Annotated in this window: 10 protein-coding genes; 5 read left to right on the top strand and 5 right to left on the bottom strand. The window is 60.8% G+C overall.

Annotated elements, in window-relative coordinates:
• The first annotated feature begins 17 nt into the window (after positions 1–17).
• Complete coding sequence (locus C515_RS22470) at positions 18–842, top strand: dienelactone hydrolase family protein (RefSeq protein ID WP_158380794.1); 825 nt, start codon at positions 18–20, stop codon at positions 840–842.
• Between the two features lie 218 nt (positions 843–1,060).
• Here C515_RS22470 and yccX read toward each other — a convergent pair whose 3' ends face one another.
• The 3 genes from yccX to dnaE all read right to left on the bottom strand — a co-directional run bounded on the left by yccX (position 1,061) and on the right by dnaE (position 6,203).
• Positions 1,061–1,336, bottom strand: a complete 276-nt coding sequence (yccX, locus tag C515_RS0107980; RefSeq protein ID WP_028455087.1) for an acylphosphatase — start codon at positions 1,334–1,336, stop codon at positions 1,061–1,063.
• 13 nt (positions 1,337–1,349) lie between these two features.
• The gene (locus C515_RS0107975) at positions 1,350–2,324 is read right to left on the bottom strand and encodes an IS481 family transposase (RefSeq protein ID WP_028455086.1); all 975 of its coding nucleotides are present in this window, start codon (positions 2,322–2,324) and stop codon (positions 1,350–1,352) included.
• Positions 2,325–2,756: 432 nt separating this feature from the next.
• On the bottom strand, positions 2,757–6,203 hold the full coding sequence (gene dnaE, locus C515_RS0107970) for a DNA polymerase III subunit alpha (protein WP_028455085.1): 3,447 nt from the start codon (positions 6,201–6,203) through the stop codon (positions 2,757–2,759).
• A gap of 116 nt (positions 6,204–6,319) precedes the next feature.
• Here dnaE and C515_RS0107965 point away from each other — a divergent pair, with 116 nt between their 5' ends.
• On the top strand, positions 6,320–6,511 hold the full coding sequence (locus C515_RS0107965; protein ID WP_028455084.1) for a YjfB family protein: 192 nt from the start codon (positions 6,320–6,322) through the stop codon (positions 6,509–6,511).
• A 98-nt stretch (positions 6,512–6,609) separates the two neighbouring features.
• Here C515_RS0107965 and pbpG read toward each other — a convergent pair whose 3' ends face one another.
• Positions 6,610–7,656: a D-alanyl-D-alanine endopeptidase gene (gene pbpG / locus C515_RS0107960; protein ID WP_028455083.1), complete on the bottom strand. Its 1,047-nt coding sequence runs from the start codon at positions 7,654–7,656 to the stop codon at positions 6,610–6,612.
• 211 nt (positions 7,657–7,867) lie between these two features.
• Between pbpG and C515_RS0107955 the strand changes: the two genes are divergently transcribed.
• The 3 genes from C515_RS0107955 (at position 7,868) to cysS (ending at position 12,462) form a co-directional block, all read left to right on the top strand.
• Complete coding sequence (locus tag C515_RS0107955; RefSeq protein WP_028455082.1) at positions 7,868–9,592, top strand: PHA/PHB synthase family protein; 1,725 nt, start codon at positions 7,868–7,870, stop codon at positions 9,590–9,592.
• A gap of 84 nt (positions 9,593–9,676) precedes the next feature.
• Entirely contained in the window at positions 9,677–10,858 is a 1,182-nt protein-coding gene (locus C515_RS0107950) for an acetyl-CoA C-acetyltransferase (RefSeq protein WP_028455081.1), read from the top strand.
• 209 nt (positions 10,859–11,067) lie between these two features.
• A complete protein-coding gene (gene cysS / locus C515_RS0107945; protein WP_028455080.1) occupies positions 11,068–12,462 on the top strand; it encodes a cysteine--tRNA ligase in 1,395 nt (464 codons plus the stop codon).
• A gap of 121 nt (positions 12,463–12,583) precedes the next feature.
• Here the strand turns inward: cysS and C515_RS0107940 are convergent, their stop codons facing one another.
• The gene (locus C515_RS0107940) at positions 12,584–13,816 is read right to left on the bottom strand and encodes a phosphoglycerate kinase (RefSeq protein ID WP_028455079.1); all 1,233 of its coding nucleotides are present in this window, start codon (positions 13,814–13,816) and stop codon (positions 12,584–12,586) included.
• Positions 13,817–13,938: the final 122 nt, after the last annotated feature.

Here is a 13,938-nt window from a genome sequence, read left to right as displayed (position 1 = left end):
AATTTCCGGGAGTTCACGTGCGCATTGTTGTTTTCATCCTGTTGCTGCTCAGTGCGATGGGGGTTGGCGCCGAAACCGTACGGATTCCGGCCGGTACGCTGGTCTTGCGCGGCGAGTATTTCCCGCCGCAGGGCCAGACGCACGTGCTGGCGCCGGCCGTATTGCTGCTGCATGGCTGCAATGGTCTTTATGACAAGGCGGGCGAACTGGTGCCGCGCTACGAGCGCATGAAGGATTTGCTGCAGGAAATGGGCTATGGCGTCTTGCTGCTGGACAGTTATGGCCGGCGCGGCGTGCGCCGGGATTGCCCGAAGAGTGCCAGAAAGGGGCCGCGCGTGTCCGCGGGTATTCGCGCCAATGATGCCCAGCATGCGCTGTCCTGGCTGAATGCCCGGCGCGAGCTGGATGGCAACCGGCTGGGCGTGCTCGGCTGGTCGCATGGCGCCACCGCCGCGCTGACGCTGATGGGGCGCGCCGATCCGGGGGCGCGCGCGGCCGTCGCCTTTTTCCCGCAATGCCAGTCGCTCAACAGCAAGCGTGATTATCGGGTGGCTGCACCGACACTGCTGCTGCTCGGTGAGGCTGACCGGCAGGCACCCTTGGCGGCGTGCCGCAAGCTCGGTGAGCTGACCCGGCAGGATCTGTTCCATATCGTCAGTTATCCAGGCGGCCGGCATGATTTCGATCAGAGCAAGGCGGCTGCGGAGACTCATGGTGAAGCGCAGGCGGGCGAGGCGGGTCAGGATGCCTATCGCCGCACTTTCAAATGGTTTTCCCGCTGGTTTGATCCGGCGCGAGGCATCAGTGGCATCCCGCCCCGCGATCCAATATCCAGCAAGTAGGTCAGGTCCAGCAGGTATTGCCCTGTAGCCATTGCAGATAAGGCGTTGTGGGTTAATACTCCCCAGGGCTATGCTGAGTGCCGCCAGGAATGCGAGGCGGGTAAGGGCTGCTGACTGGCACGCAACCGTTTGCCGCTGCCAAAAGCGTGGGGAGGCAAGAAAGGACAAAAGAGGGCACTTGCATCGTTACGGCGCCCGCCAACCCGCGCCCCCTCGGTTCAGCCCGTCGGGCGCTCTAGAAAGCCGCCATGCCCCTCGGTACGCGCTTCCGATTGCTCGACCCGGCTCACGCGCGCGGTGGCCGGGCCATGCTGCAACCAGTCCGCCAGCCTGCCCAGCGCTTCGGCCTCGCCTTCCGCGTGGATCTCCACGCTGCCATCGCGCCGGTTGCGCACCCAGCCATTCAGTCCGAGTCGCAGCGCCTCGCACTGGGTGGCATAGCGAAAGCCCACCCCCTGGACGCTGCCATAAACCTGAAAATGCAACGCCGGCATTGTTCACCCCTTGCTAGGTGTCCAGTCCCGCTCGATTGATTACACGCTTTTTGAATAGCTCGGGCCTTTGCTTCTGCCAATGCTTCATCGCTTGAAGGGGGGATTGGTGCTGTAGCGCCCGCTGTGGCAAATGCTGGTTATAGAGCCAGACATAACGCGTCAGCGTCTGCGCCAGATCCTCCGCCGAGTTGAAGCGGTGCGTGGCCAGCACCTCGCTGATCCGGCCATTGAAGCGCTCCACCATCCCATTGGTTTGCGGATGGCGTGGTTTCGTCAGGCGATGTTCGATGCCCAGTGCGGCACACAGCCGGTCGAACTCATGTTCGCCACTGGCCTGCTTTTGCTTGTTGAACAGCCGATCCGTGAACTCGCTGCCGTTGTCGCTCAGCACTGTACGAATCCGAAACGGCGCAGCCTTGTTCAAGGCGGCCAGAAATGCCTGTGCCGCTGCCGCCGTCTTGTGCGGCCGGATCTGCACGAATACCCAGCGGGTGGCACGATCAATGGCAACAAACAGATAGCGTCGCGCCGTTTCATCCGGCATTTGCGGCAGGTACTTCACATCCACATGCACAAACCCGGGTTCATAAGCTTTGAACGGCTTCCCCTTGTCCGGGCATGCCGGTGGCTCGAGGTCCCGCAGGCGACTGACGCCATGGCGGGCCAGGCAACGGCCAAGGCCGGCTCGCGAGACCGAGGGATTAAGGAATTCGCGCACGACAACCAGCAAGTCATCCAGAGCCAGATGCAGCAGCTTGCGGAGTTCGACGACGACGCACTCTTGGGCGGGTGTCAGTGTGGTTTGCAGATGATGCGCGGTGTGTGATTCATCGTGCACCGAGCTGCGTCGGCGCCATTTGGCAATGGTGGGCTTGCTGACACCATAGCGGCGTGCCAGTTCGGCATCGGTGATGGCGGCCGGCGCGGCCTGGATTTCGGCACGAACAGCCGGAGTGGTACGGGCGCGCCCGTGCAGACGGAGATTCATTGGCCTGACCTGGAGATCGACGTGCAGAGCGTACCCAAAACCGAACGTGCCAGATAGAGTCGCCAACTGCGGAGAGGTAAATTATGATCCGAGACCAGACAGCTAGGCTCTGTTGAGGTTTGATTAATTTTTACGCGATGGGCTATTTTGCCTGAGTACCAGGCATTTGCCACGCCGCAGTACGAATACTGTCAGTGGCAAATAACGCCGTAATGGGGCAAAAGAGCCCATCGCCCGCAGGGCAGTACCGCCAGTTTGCCGTGGTGCGTAATGTTGCCTGGTTGCAGCGTGTTCGCCGCTGAACGTGCCAGCACTGCGGCGTGATGACTGCCTTGCCTGAGGCAACATAGCCCATCGCGTAAGAGTCAATCAACCATCAACAACGCCTGGCTGGGCCCGTTCAGGTGGTAAGGCGCAGTGGCAGGCCTTGCATTACTGATAGACAACCCGGACCTGTCCTTCACCAAGCCACTGCTGCAGGTTGCCCAATAGTTCCTCGTCAAGCAGGATTTGCCACTCGGGCGCGAGCCGGACCTGGCAGGCAGCCTGGCTGTTCTGGTAGTTCACCACCACGCTGCAGCCATAGTCGCTGCGGTAAGGCGCAAGCCGGGCCTGCAGCGCGCGGCTGTCCGCTTGCGGGGGCTTGATGGCCAGTTCCAGGCTGCGGGCAAAGCGGCTGCGTGCTTCAGCAATATCGAAGATGCGCTCGGCGATGACGCGCACGCCGCCGTTGAAGCGGTCTTCGCTGATCTTGCCTTCGATGACCAGCAGCGCATCCGTGCGCAGCTTGTTGCGATTGGCCTCGTAGACCTCGCTGAATACCGATACTTCCAGCTTGCCGTGACCATCGTCGATCTGCACGAAGGCCATGCGTCCCCGATCACCGTCCTTGATGCGCAGGCCGCTGACGATGCCGGCAATCGTTTGCAGTTCCTTCTTGGGTTGCAGGCGATCGAGGCGGTTTTTCAGGAAGGGGCGTATCGACTTGGCGTGCGCATCAAAGGGGTGGCCGGAAAGGTAGAAGCCGATTGCGGTTTTTTCTTCGGCGAGCTTGATCTTGTCGTCCCAGCGCGGCACTTCGATCATCTCGACACCCGGTGTGGCATCGTCTTCGAGCAAATCGAACAGCGAGCCCTGATTGCGGTTGGCGGCCTCAGTCTCCGCCAGCGACATGGCTTGTTCGACATTGGCCAGCAGGCGCGCGCGGTGATCGTCAATGCTGTCGAAGGCGCCGCCACGGATCAGCGCTTCGATGACGCGCTTGTTGACTTCCTTCTTGTCGGTGCGCCGGCAGAAGTCGTAAAGATCGGTGAACGGGCCGTTGGCCTCGCGTTCTTTCACGATCATCTCGATCGCGCCTTCGCCGACGCCCTTGATGGCGCCCAGTGCGTAGCGAATCTGGGTCTTCCCCACCGGGACAAAGCGGTAAAAGCTCTGGTTCACATCCGGCGCCAGCAATTCCAGCCGGTTTTTCTCGACGCAGTCATCGTAGAAAATCTTCAGCTGGTCGGTGTTGTCGAGTTCGGACGACATGGTCGCGGCCATGAAGGCGGCCGGGTAATGCGCCTTGAGCCAGGCGGTGTGATAGCTGACCACCGCATAGGCCGCCGTGTGCGACTTGTTGAAGCCGTACTCGGCGAACTTGGTCATCAGGTCGAACAGCATCTCGGCCAGTGCCGGGTCGTAGCCCTTTTTCGCCGCGCCCTCGGCAATGGTGCTGCGGTGCTTGGCCATTTCCTCGGGCTTTTTCTTGCCCATGGCGCGGCGCAGCATGTCGGCGCCACCCAGCGTGTAGCCGCCGATGATCTGCGAGATCTGCATCACCTGTTCCTGGTACACGATCACGCCGTAGGTCGGCTCCAGGCATTTTTCCAGGTCGGGGTGGAAGTAGTCGGGCTCTTCCAGGCCCTTCTTGCGGTTGATGAAGGTGTCGACCATGCCCGAGCCCAGCGGGCCTGGGCGATAAAGCGCCAGCACCGCGATGATGTCTTCGAAACGGTCGGGCTGCAGCTTTTCCAGCAGGCGTTTCATGCCGTCCGATTCCACCTGGAAAACGCCGGTGGTGTTGGCATCGCGGAAGACCTGATACGCGGCCTGGTCTTCAAAACCCAGACTCATCAGGTCAAGGTATTCGCCGGTCTGCTTCTGGATGTACTGCAGCGCAAGTTCGATAATCGTCAGGTTTCGCAGGCCCAGAAAGTCGAACTTCACCAGGCCGATCTGTTCAACGTCATCCTTGTCGAGCATCGACACCGGCGAGGCGTCGGCGCCGCTGGCCTGATAGACCGGGCAGAAGTCGGTGATCTTGCCCGGTGCAATCAGGACGCCGCCGGCATGCATGCCGATATTGCGCGTCATGCCTTCGAGCTTTTTCGCCAGCTCCCACAGCTGTTTGACTTCGTCCTCGTTGTCGACGCGCTCCTTCAGTTCCGGCACCATCTCGTAGGCATCATCGAGGCTGAAGTGCTTGCCGGGCGCCGCCGGAATCAGCTTGGACAGCCCGTCGCAGAACATGTAGGGCAGATCGAGCACGCGGCCGACGTCGCGCACCACGGCCTTGGCGGCCATGGTGCCAAAGGTCGCAATCTGGCTTACGGCCTCGGCGCCGTATTTCTCGCGCACGTATTCGATCACGCGCCAGCGGTTGTCCTGGCAGAAGTCGATGTCAAAGTCGGGCATCGACACGCGTTCGGGGTTCAGAAAGCGCTCGAACAGCAGGGCGTAGGCGGTTGGATCGATGTCGGTAATGCCCAGTGCGTAGGCCACCAGCGAGCCCGCACCCGAGCCGCGGCCGGGGCCGACCGGGCAGCCGTTCTGCTTGCCCCAGACGATAAAGTCCGCAACGATGAGGAAGTAGCCGGGGAAGCCCATCTGGATGATGGTGTCGGTTTCGAACTTGAGGCGCTCCAGATAGCGCGGGCGCTCGGCATTGCGCTTTTCCTCGTCCGGGTAGAGCTGGGCGAGGCGTTTTTCCAGGCCTTCCTTGGCCAGATGCACCAGATAGTCGTCCAGTGTCATGCCTTCCGGCGTCGGGAAGTCGGGAAGGAAGTTCTTGCCCAGCTGCACGTTCAGGTTGCAGCGCTGGGCAATGGTGACGGTATTGGCCAGGGCTTCGGGGATGTCGGCGAACAGCTCGGCCATCTGCTCCGGCGTCTTGAAATACTGTTCTTCGGTAAAGAGCCTGGGTCGGCGCTTGTCGGCCATCACATAACCCTGTGCGATGCAGCAGCGCGCTTCATGCGCCTTGAAGTCATCCGGGTCCATGAATTGTATGGGGTGTGTAGCTACAACCGGCAGCCCCATTTGGCCGGCGAGCCATAGGTGGCCCTGTATGCTGGCTTCGCATTCCGGCTTGCCGGAGCGTTGCAATTCCAGATAGAAAGAAGCGGGGAAGCGTTGCGACCACCAGTCGGCGAGCTCTTCGGCCAGTGCATCGTTGCCGGCCAGCAAGGCCTGGCCGATGTCACCCTGATGCGCGCCCGACAGGCAGATCAGCCCGCTATTGTCGCCATCCAGCAGCCAGGCCTTTTTCAGTTCGGCCTGTGCGCGCTGCTGGTTTTCCAGATAGGCGCGGGTGAGCAGCTCGCACAGCCGGCCGTAGCCGGCGCGATTCTTGCAGATCAGCTGGACGCGGGTCGGAGCGGCGAGGTCGTCCTCGTTTTCGATCCAGACATCCACGCCGACAATCGGTTTGATCCCGGCGCTGCGGCAGGCCTTGTAATGCTTGACCATGCCAAACAGGTTCATCAGGTCGGCGCTGCCGATGGCCGGCATGCCAAGTTGTTTGGCACGGGCAATGGCATCGTCGATGCGGACGATGCCATCGGTGACGGAAAATTCGGAGTGAAAGCGGAGATGGATGAAGGCAGGGGTAGTCATGGCGGCATTTTACAAGGATGCGTCCGGCAGCGGGGCGGCTGTCTGTCGATTCTTGCGGCGAGTCGGAAAAAAGCGCGGTAATATAAGCGGATAGTGATGGAAAAGGGAGAATCTTGATGGATGCATCCTTGGTCAACGCGGCAAGCAATGCCACCTCAGGCAATGCGATCCCCAACCTGGTGCTGCGCAAGGCGATGGATATTCAGGCACAAAGCGCGCTGAGCCTGCTGGAGGCGTTGCCCGCACCACCGGGGCCGGCGAGTGTCAATCCCGCGCATCTTGGTCAGAATATCGATGTGCGCGCCTGAGCGTGCCGACCTTGCATTAAGCGGCTCGGGCATGAAAAACAGGACTCCAGTGGAGTCCTGTTTTATTTTGTGGCTTGCGCCAAGAGCTCTGAGGGCGTTCAGCCGGCGCGATGGGCTTGCAGGGGGGGGCTGTATTGTTCAAGCCAGCGGCGCACGCGTTGTGCATCGCCGACACGGGTGAACTTGCCATCCGAATCCATCAGCACCATGACAACCGGCATGCCATTGATCATGGTCTGCATCACCAGGCAGCGCCCGGCCTCGCTGATGTAGCCGGTCTTGGTCAGATTGATTTCCCAGTCTTCCGATTTCACCAGCGGATTGGTATTGCGAAACGCCATTTCATGCCCGCTGACATTCGAGGTGAGGATGTATTCGCTGCTGGTGGAGAACTGCTGGATTTCCGGGTAGCGCGCTGCCGCCTTCACCATCAGTGCCAGATCGCGCGGCGTGGAGACATTGCCCGGATTCAGCCCGCTGCTGTCGACAAAGCGGGTGTGCGTCATGCCCAGCTGAAAGGCTTTCTCGTTCATGCGCTGGAGGAACATGGCCCGTCCGCCGGGGTAATGGCGGCCAAGCGCCGAGGCGGCGCGGTTTTCCGATGACATCAGCGCCAGCAGCAGCATTTCGCCGCGCGTGAGTTCGGTGCCAACTTGCAGTCGGGAGGTGGTGTGCTTCAGTGTGTCGACATCTTCCTGACTGATGGTCAGCAGTTCATTCAGTGGCAATCTGGCATCAAGCACGACCATTGCCGTCATCAGCTTGGTGATCGAGGCAATCGGCGTAGCCTTGTCGGCGTTCTTTTCGAACAGGATCTGGCCATTGCTGGCATTGATGATCAGCGCGTTGGCGGACTGCAGCCCCGGATTGTCCAGTGTCGAGACCGGGGCGGCCACGCGGGCTACGTCGACATCGCGGCGCGCTTTGGCAACCGCTTGTTTTTTAATGGAAGTTTTGTTCCTGCTGGTGATCGTCACCTTCTTGCCGGCGGACGACTTCTTGTTGCTGACCTGTTTGGCGGTGGTCTGCTTTTTGACCGTTTTGGCCTTGCTGCCGGCCTTTTCGCTGCTGCTGGCGGCATGTGCATTGAGGGCCAGGCAGGCACTGAGCGCCAGTGCAAACGTACGAAGCAGGATTTTCCGCATCGCCGACTCCAAAAAACAACGTGTATCAGTTAGTCCTGATTTTACGCATGAAAACGGCAAATGTCATGCCAAATCAAGGCTTATGGCAATAAACTGGAAGTGCGACTTTAGTTTTTCACTGGCCTTTCATCAACTGCGAGCAAATCTTGATGTTGCATTGCATCATCCGGTTGCTAGAATGTTTTTGCCCTTATCGCAACGGAGAGTAATTGTGCTGTCAAACCCCGCCCTGGATGCATTTTTCAAACAGCTGACCGACGCCAACCAGCAATGGATGCAAGGCTGGATCAATTCGGTCGCCCCGGATGCCGCTCCAGTCCAGCCTGTTACCTTGTTGCACGATCTGATTCAGCACTACAGCCAGAACCATGGCCAGTGGCTGGAACACCATACCAACTACTACCAGCAGCACATGGATCTGTGGCTGGGCCTGATCGGGGCCAAGCCGCAAACCAGCGTGGTGAGCACCGAAAAGGGCGACCGCCGCTTCAATGCGCCGGAATGGGAAGCCCCGCTGTTCGATTACATCAAGCAGAATTACCTGATCACCAGCCGCTGGCTGATGAATCTGGCCGACACCAGCCACTCCGATGAAGCAACCCGCGAAAAGGTTGCCTTCTTTACCCGCCAGTTTGTCGATGCCATCAGCCCTGCCAATTTCGCCCTGACCAATCCGGAAGTCCTCAAGCGCGCCATCGACACCAAGGGTGAAAGCCTGCAGGAAGGGATGAAGAAGCTGCTGGCCGATATGGAACGCGGCACGATCACGATGACCGACGAGGAAAAATTCGAGGTTGGCGGCAATCTGGCGATCACGCCGGGCAGCGTGATCTTCGAAAACGAGCTGTTCCAGCTGATCCAGTACAAGGCTTCCACCGCCAAGGTCTACGCTACGCCCGTGCTGGTTGTGCCGCCGTGCGTGAACAAGTACTACATCATGGATCTGCAGCCCGACAATTCCATGATGCGCTACATCGTCAGCCAGGGCTACACCACCTACCTGATGTCCTGGAAGTCCGTCACTCCGGAACTGGGGCATCTGCGCTGGGACGACTACATCGAGCAGGGCGTACTGGAAGCCGCGCGCGTGGTACGCGAGGCCGCTGCGGTCGAGAAGATGAATGTGCTGTCCTTCTGCATTGGCGGCGAAATCGTCTCCACTACCGTGCCGGTGATGAAGGCGCGCGGCCTGGACTGGTTCGAGTCGATTACCCTGATGACGGTGATGCTGGACCATACCGAGCCGGGCGACATCCGCCACTGCTTTGACTGGAACACCGTCATCCAGCGCGAAATCCAGACCGCGCGCGGCGGCGTGGTATCGGGCAAGGAGCTGGCGCGTACCTTTGCCTCGCTGCGCGCCAACGACCTGATCTGGAACTACGTCGTCAACAATTACCTGAAGGGACAGACCCCGCCGCCGTTTGACCTGCTGTACTGGAACAACGACGGCGCCAATCTGGCGCTGCCGATGCATACCTTCTTCCTGCGCAACATGTATCTGGAAAACAACCTGACCAAGCCGAATTCGTTCAGCCTGTGCGGGGTGCCGATCGATCTGACCAAGGTTGATCTGCCCACCTACATTTTTGCCGCGCGGGAAGATCACATCGTGCCCTGGCAATCCGCCTACCGTACCACCGGCATTTTCAGCGGGCCGATCCGCTTTGTACTGGGCGCATCCGGCCACATTGCCGGCGCCATCAATCCGGTGACCACCAACAAGCGCAATTACTGGGTAAATGAAAACCTGCCGCAGAACCACGACGAGTGGTTTGCCGGGGCCGAATCGCGTCCGGGCAGCTGGTGGCAGGACTGGACGCAATGGCTGGTCCAGCACTCTGGCGCCCAGGTTGCCGCACCGAAAAAGACCGGCACCACCCAATACCCGGAAATCGAGCCGGCACCGGGGCGCTACGTCAAGGAGCGCATCTGAAGCTTGCATGCCAATGCAAGTTGTGGTGAAGTTGTTTACTCCAGCCTGACTAATTAAATAGAAATAGACTCAAGGGGATTTTCCATGAAGGACATCGTCATTGTTGCTGCGCAGCGCACTGCATTGGGTAATTTTGGTGGCAGCCTCGCCAAGGTCTCCGCGCCGGAGCTGGGCGCCATCATCATTCGCGACCTGCTGGCCAAGACCGGGGTGGCGCCGGAGGCCGTGAGCGAAGTGATCCTCGGCAACGTGCTGACCGCCGGTCTGGGCCAGAATCCGGCCCGCCAAGCCCTGCGCAAGGCGGGCATTCCGGATGCCGTACCGGCGCTGACCATCAATCAGGTCTGTGGCTCCGGGCTCAAGGCGGTTGCGCTGGGCATGCAGTCCATCCTGAGTGGCGAGAACGAAATCGTGATTGCCGGCGGCCAGGAAAACATGAGTGCCTCGCCGCACATCCTCAACGGCAGCCGTGACGGTTTCCGCATGGGCAATGCTTCGCTGGTGGACAGCATGGTGTACGACGGCCTGACCGACGTGTATCAGGGCTACCACATGGGTGTGACTGCCGAAAATATCGCCAAGAAATACGGCATCACCCGCGAAGAGCAGGATGCCCTGGCGCTGGCCAGCCAGCAGAAAGCGGCTGCCGCGCAGGCTGCCGGCCGCTTCGCCGATGAAATCACTCCGGTCGTGATTCCGCAGAAAAAAGGCGACCCGGTCGTGTTTGCCAATGACGAATTCATCAAGACCAATGCATCCGCTGACGGTCTGGCCAAGCTGCGTCCGGCCTTCGACAAGGAAGGTAGCGTGACCGCCGGCAATGCCTCGGGCATCAACGACGGCGCTGCCGCCGTGATGCTGATGACTGCCGAAAAGGCTGCCGAGCTGGGCCTGAAGCCGCTGGCGACGATTCGCGCGGCGGCTTCCGCCGGTGTTGATCCGAGCATCATGGGCATGGGCCCGGTGCCGGCGACCAAGCGCGTGCTCGAGCGTGCCGGCTGGCAACTGGCCGATGTGGACCTGATCGAGGCCAACGAAGCCTTTGCCGCCCAGGCGCTGGGCGTGGCCCGCGAAATGCAGTGGGACATGGACAAGGTGAACGTGAATGGTGGCGCGATTGCGCTGGGCCACCCGATCGGCGCCTCCGGTTGCCGCGTCCTGGTGACGCTGCTGCACGAAATGGTGCGTCGTGATGCCAAGAAGGGCATCGCGACCCTGTGCATCGGTGGTGGCATGGGCGTTGCGCTGGCGGTCGAGCGCAGCTAAGACGGCTCGCCAAGCATGAAAAAGACCCGCTGCGGCGGGTCTTTTTCATGGGTATATGCCCATGGCCATTGCCAATGAATGGTTCTGCGCTGATACCCATGGAGTTGATGTTTCGCGATTGTGGCGGCCAGCCTGCCTGCGGAAGTCGGCATACGGGCTCTTGACGCATTTGTTAGAATTATTCTTTTGCCAACGCCGGACTGCCGCTCATGCTGTCGCTCTACAACACCCTTAGCCGCCAGAAAGAAGTCTTCACGCCGATTACGCCCGGCCACGTCAATATGTACGTGTGCGGCATGACGGTGTACGACTACTGTCACATCGGGCATGCGCGCATGGTGGTGGTGTTCGACATGATGGTGCGCTGGCTGCGCGCCAGCGGCTATCACGTGAATTACGTGCGCAACATCACCGACATCGATGACAAGATCATCAAGCGTGCCGTGGAAAATGGCGAGCCGATCCAGCATCTCACCGAGCGCTTCATTGCCGCGATGAACGAGGATTTCGCCGCGCTCGGCGTCATCCGCCCCGATCACGAGCCGCGGGCGACCGCACACGTCGGCGGCATGCAGGCCATCATCGGCAAGCTGTTCGACAAGGGGCTGGCCTATACCGCGCCCAATGGCGATGTGTACTACTCGGTGAAGGACTTCGCCGGCTACGGCAAGCTCTCGCGCAAGGATTTTGACGAGCAGCGCGCCGGCGAGCGCGTCGAGGTCGACCCGAACAAACGCGACCCGCGCGACTTCGTGCTGTGGAAGGCGGCCAAGCCCGAGGAACCTGCTGAAGTGAAGTGGGATTCGCCGTGGGGCGCGGGCCGCCCCGGCTGGCATATCGAGTGCTCGGCGATGAGCTGCCACCATCTGGGCGAGCATTTCGACATCCACGGCGGCGGCGAGGATCTGCAGTTTCCGCACCATGAAAACGAGATCGCGCAGTCCGAGGGCGCGCACGGCCACCAGTATGTGAACTACTGGCTGCACAACGGCTTCATCAATGTCGACAACGAGAAGATGTCGAAGAGCCTGGGCAATTTCTTCATCATCCGCGACGTGCTGGCCAAGTTCGACGCCGAAGTGCTGCGCTTTTTCATCCTGCGCGCGCACTACCGCAGCCCGTTGAACTACAGCGATGTGCACCTGAACGACGCCAGGAACGCGCTGACGCGCCTTTATACCACGCTGGACAATGTCAAGCCTGCCGAGGTCGCCATCGACTGGGCCGCACCGCATGCGGCGCGCTTCAAGACGGCAATGGACGACGATTTTGCCACCTCCGACGCGATGGCCGTGCTGTTTGACCTGGCGTCTGAAGCCAACCGCCACGCCGGCAGCGAGGAGGGCGCGCGGCTAGCTGGTGAACTGAAGGCGCTGGGCGCGATTCTCGGCATCCTGCAGCGCGATCCGCAGGCTTTCCTGCAAGGCGGGGCGGGAGACGCGGGTGACTGGACGGCCGAGCGCATCGAGGCCGCGATCGTCGCGCGCCGCGACGCCCGTGCCGCGAAGAACTGGGCCGAAGGTGATCGCATCCGCGACGAGCTGGCGGCGGCCGGCATCGTCCTGGAAGACAAGGCGGGCGTGACGACCTGGCGCCGTGCCTGATTATTGTTGACCAAGGGTATGTGGCTGCAGCCTTTTTATGCAATGGGCTGCAGCCATATACCCGATGATGTAAAACAAAAGCCCCGCTGTGCGGGGCTTTTGTCATGCTGCGCGAAGCCGCTTACTTGTCGCTCAGCGCTTCCACGCCCGGCAGTGCCTTGCCTTCGAGGAATTCCAGCGAAGCGCCGCCGCCGGTGGAAACGTGGCTGACCTTGTCTTCCAGGCCGGCCTTTTCCACGGCGGCAACGGAGTCGCCGCCACCTACGACGGTAATCGCGCCATTGGCGGTGGCGTCCACCAGCGCGTGCGCGATGGCAAAGGTACCTTCGGCGGACGCGTCGATTTCGAAGACGCCCATCGGGCCGTTCCACAGCACGGTCTTGGCGGACTTGATGATGTCAGCGTAACGGGCGCGCGTGGCAGCACCGACGTCCACACCTTCCTGATCGGCCGGAATGGCGGTGGAATCAACCTGCACCAGGCCGTCCAGCGTGCGGGCATCGAAGTCCAGATGCTTGGTGACCATGGTGTCGGACGGCAGTTCCAGCTTGTCGCCAGCCTTGGCCATCAATTCGCGGGCCAGTTCGACCTTGTCGTTTTCACACAGCGACTTGCCGATTTCATGGCCCTTGGCCTTCAGGAAGGTGAAGGCCATGCCGCCGCCGATCAGCAGCTTGTCGACCTTGGGCAGCAATGCTTCGATCACGTCAATCTTGCCGGAGATCTTCGAGCCGCCAATGATGGCGACCAGCGGGCGCACCGGCTTGTTGACCGCGTCGCCCAGGAAATCCAGTTCCTTCTTCAGCAGATGGCCCGATGCACGCGGCAGATCAACGCCAACCATGGAGGAGTGGGCACGGTGCGCGGTACCGAAGGCATCGTTGACGAACACATCGCCGAGTTTCGAAAGGCTGGCGCGGAATTCTGCCACCTTGGCCGGATCGGCCTTCACGCTGTTGCCCTCGGCATCCTTGGCCTTGCCTTCTTCCTCGATGTGGAAACGCACGTTTTCCAGCAGCACGACGTCGCCAGCGGCGAGCTTCGCGCAGGCGGCTTCCACTTCAGCGCCGACGCAATCGTTCAGGAAGGTGACCGGCTTGCCCAGCAATTCTTCCAGACGCTTGGCAACCGGCGCCAGGCTGTACTTTTCGACCTTCTGGCCGTTCGGGCGACCGAGGTGGCTCATCAGCACGACGGCAGCGCCTTGCTCCAGCGCATGGCGGATGGTCGGCAGGGCGGCGCGGATGCGCTTGTCGCTTTCCACGACGCCGTTTTTCACCGGCACGTTGAAATCGACGCGCATCAGAACGCGCTTGCCGGCAAGGTCGAGGTCTTCAATGAACAGCTTGGTCATGCAACAGCTCCCGAAATGGACTGATGAAAATGGCGGTATTGTAACCCGGATGACGCCCGGCCTTAAGCCGGGCTGGCGGGAATCGCCATTGAAAATGGCGATTCAGTGATTTGGAGCAAAAT

Origin of the sequence: Chitinilyticum litopenaei DSM 21440 (assembly GCF_000428145.1) — a bacterium.
In the GTDB taxonomy this organism is placed as follows: domain Bacteria; phylum Pseudomonadota; class Gammaproteobacteria; order Burkholderiales; family Chitinibacteraceae; genus Chitinilyticum; species Chitinilyticum litopenaei.
The sequence above is the reverse complement of the archived record's forward strand: the minus strand, read 5'-3'. Positions and strand labels throughout refer to the sequence as shown.

What these genes read in the sequence shown, in the direction of transcription:
- yccX (WP_028455087.1), bottom strand. Translation starts at nt 1,336, where the DNA reads ATGCCGGCGTTGCATTTTCAGGTTTATGGCAGCGTCCAGGGGGTGGGC.
- C515_RS0107975 (WP_028455086.1), bottom strand. Translation starts at nt 2,324, where the DNA reads ATGAATCTCCGTCTGCACGGGCGCGCCCGTACCACTCCGGCTGTTCGT.
- dnaE (WP_028455085.1), bottom strand. Translation starts at nt 6,203, where the DNA reads ATGACTACCCCTGCCTTCATCCATCTCCGCTTTCACTCCGAATTTTCC.
- C515_RS0107965 (WP_028455084.1), top strand. Translation starts at nt 6,320, where the DNA reads ATGGATGCATCCTTGGTCAACGCGGCAAGCAATGCCACCTCAGGCAAT.
- pbpG (WP_028455083.1), bottom strand. Translation starts at nt 7,656, where the DNA reads ATGCGGAAAATCCTGCTTCGTACGTTTGCACTGGCGCTCAGTGCCTGC.
- C515_RS0107950 (WP_028455081.1), top strand. Translation starts at nt 9,677, where the DNA reads ATGAAGGACATCGTCATTGTTGCTGCGCAGCGCACTGCATTGGGTAAT.
- cysS (WP_028455080.1), top strand. Translation starts at nt 11,068, where the DNA reads ATGCTGTCGCTCTACAACACCCTTAGCCGCCAGAAAGAAGTCTTCACG.
- C515_RS0107940 (WP_028455079.1), bottom strand. Translation starts at nt 13,816, where the DNA reads ATGACCAAGCTGTTCATTGAAGACCTCGACCTTGCCGGCAAGCGCGTT.